4 protein-coding genes are annotated in these 2,599 nt (G+C 26.0%); all 4 read right to left on the minus strand.

Annotated features, from left to right (window positions below; translation table 11 throughout):
- Nucleotides 1-114: 114 nt before the first annotated feature.
- From FYJ55_RS10445 to FYJ55_RS11515, 4 genes are read right to left on the minus strand one after another with little or no spacing between them, the layout of a single operon-like run.
- Nucleotides 115-462 (minus strand): hypothetical protein, encoded by a 348-nt coding sequence (locus FYJ55_RS10445; protein ID WP_154556770.1) that lies wholly within the window; start codon nucleotides 460-462, stop codon nucleotides 115-117.
- A complete protein-coding gene (locus FYJ55_RS10450) occupies nucleotides 452-1,423 on the minus strand; it encodes a glycosyltransferase family 92 protein (protein ID WP_154556771.1) in 972 nt (323 codons plus the stop codon). Before FYJ55_RS10450 ends, FYJ55_RS10445 begins: the two co-directional genes overlap by 11 nt.
- A 10-nt stretch (nucleotides 1,424-1,433) precedes the next feature.
- Nucleotides 1,434-2,348 carry a hypothetical protein gene (locus FYJ55_RS10455; protein ID WP_154556772.1) on the minus strand — a complete coding sequence of 305 codons (915 nt, stop codon included), beginning with the start codon at nucleotides 2,346-2,348 and terminating at the stop codon, nucleotides 1,434-1,436.
- Nucleotides 2,341-2,484 carry a WxcM-like domain-containing protein gene (locus FYJ55_RS11515; protein ID WP_407651054.1) on the minus strand — a complete coding sequence of 48 codons (144 nt, stop codon included), beginning with the start codon at nucleotides 2,482-2,484 and terminating at the stop codon, nucleotides 2,341-2,343. Before FYJ55_RS11515 ends, FYJ55_RS10455 begins: the two co-directional genes overlap by 8 nt.
- Nucleotides 2,485-2,599: the final 115 nt, after the last annotated feature.

Genomic DNA, 2,599 nt, shown 5'->3' on the forward strand with positions numbered 1-2,599 from the left:
CTACTTAGATTGAAAAATATCTATAAGATCACTCGTTTAAAGGATTTGAAGAACGAATGGTTATTCGCATAAGTGATAAAACGCAAAATTATAGCAAAGTCACCAAATTGCTAGTTAAGCCAAAATCTTATCAAATTGAAATTCTTTTATATTTTTTAAGTCAATATTCATTGTATGTGGAATAGTTTCATATGCGCTAAAAAAATTTTTTTCTTTTTCCTCAATATTTTTTGAATTGATTAAAAAGCTTTTCCAAAAAGATTTTTTCCAAATTGGAAAACTACGATAATATGCGGCTATATCATAGTAAAAATTAAAATGATGTTTATCTAAATGTGCGATTTGTCTAACATCTTTATTTTCGTTTATTTCTTGTAAAACTTTTTGTAAAGCATAAGCCTGTGCAAATGTTCCATAATTTGGAACATTCCAAAATGTTTGAATTCCTATATCATACTTCATTATTTTCACATCCTAACTTCTTTTTCAATTTAACTAAGTACTTATAAGCAGAATAATCAGTACCTGTACATTTCATTTCATGTTCATAAAAATATTCTTCATCATGAGGATTGATTTTAAAATATACATCACCTTTAGCACGTTTCATTGCATATTCTTTATACGATTTTGTAAAATAATGATTAATTTGAATTGGAAAATCATTACTATCCACAACATTACGATTTCCTACACACACATGTCCAAAGACATTTAAAGGTGGAATATCTATTCCTTTATAATTTGCCCAAAATTTATGATGTAATTGCTTTGAATGTTTTGAATTTCTATCAAATCCAAATGAAGTATTATAAAAGCATTTACCTAAATCCATATATTTTGGCCAACAAACAAAAAAGTCTTCAGAAACCAATCCAGATAAATCTCTGTCTAAGCGTCCTGATGTACCAAATATTTTCCAATAAATATTAACAGAACCTGCTTTTTTCTCAAATTGTTTCAAAAATTCATAAATTGAATCTGTTGATTTTGGAACTATGAATTCATCAATATCTATAAATCCAAGCCATTTAGTTTCTTTGGAATAATCCTCTATACATGACATATAACACTCCATTTGTTTTTGGTTATAAGGCCATTGTATTAAAGTTACCAAGCCGTTATCGATATATGGTTGTAATACAGTCTGATAATTATCTTTCGAATTATTATTATATAAATAAAAGTGCTCAACCCCAATAATATGATTGAACTCAAGCCATTCTTTTAAATACGGTCCTTCATTTTTAAATATCGCACAAATTGCAACATTGTATTTTTTTGAAATGATATTTGGTCTAGATATAGTCAATTTTGCTTTATAAAAAACTGATTTTACAAAAGAAACTATTCCATATAATCCTTGTTTTAAACCAGAATATTGCCCATTATCAAAAATAAAATATTCATTCGATTTAATCATTCTCAATTATTTACTTTCCTTTTAGTTTTTTTTCTATTTTACTTAAAAGTAAAGATTTTACTCCTTTCCTTAGTTGTGATTTTGTATAAAAAATACCATACATATTATTCAAACCATTCAAATCATAAGAACAATACTCTTTTTTTATAAAATATGAATAATACAATTCCGAAATAAATAATAAGTTATCCTTTAAAACACTTTTAAAAGTATTTGTAGTAATAGAATTATTTCTATACAAATCCAAGATAATTGAAGGGTATTCTACTCCAAAAGCATAAAACAAATCATAATTTCCTTTAGGCTTTTTTCCTTGTGGAATTTCATTAAATATAATTGTATTATCAATAAGGTATTGATCTCTATCTGTTTCAGCAAATAGAACATTTGTATGAGGAAATAATTCATTAAAAGTACTTACATCTTTTGGAAGTTTATCAAAATCTTCTTTCCAAATAGTCATGCCTGTAGACCATGAAGACCAATATGAAAGATTCTTCACAAACTCATCAAATGAATTGTATTCAAAAATTTTATTTTCCTTTTCTAAAACACCATTTGTAAAATACATAACAGGTTTTGTTTCAAAGTTGTCTTTAACAAGATGTATTAACTGATTTAAAGCACCATTTACTAAAAGTGTACGATGATTAACAAATTTTATTAAATGTCCTTTTGCTTGCTTATAAGATTCAATCTCATTTATAAATGGCAATGCATCAGTTTGATAATAGCGCAAATTAGGATGACTTTGCTTGTATAACAAAATTTGTTTCTCAAATTCTTTATTATTGCCGTTATCGGTAATAACTACTTCAAATAATTCATCAAAACATTCCTGTTTATATATACTATCTAATACTGGAAAAACCCATTCAATTACTCCATTAGTTGGTATACAAAGAGAAACTAAAGGCTTATTCATTATTACTCCTCATTATTTCTAAATATTCTGTATAATCTCTAATATATTCCTTACCATCATAATGTGTGCTTGCTAAAACCAATAATACTGAATCTTCAGAAAAATCATACATGTCTTTCCAAATCATTGGTACTATGTCAAGATTTAAGACAACTTAAATATCTGTTTTTTTAATGTTTATGTTTCAAATATTGTTTTTCAAAATTTTGTGGAGATTCATATTCACAATGTGAGTGAATTCGTGTTGTATT

It is taken from the genome of Holdemanella porci, assembly GCF_009696075.1.
Classification (GTDB): Bacteria; Bacillota_I; Bacilli_A; order Erysipelotrichales; family Erysipelotrichaceae; genus Holdemanella; species Holdemanella porci.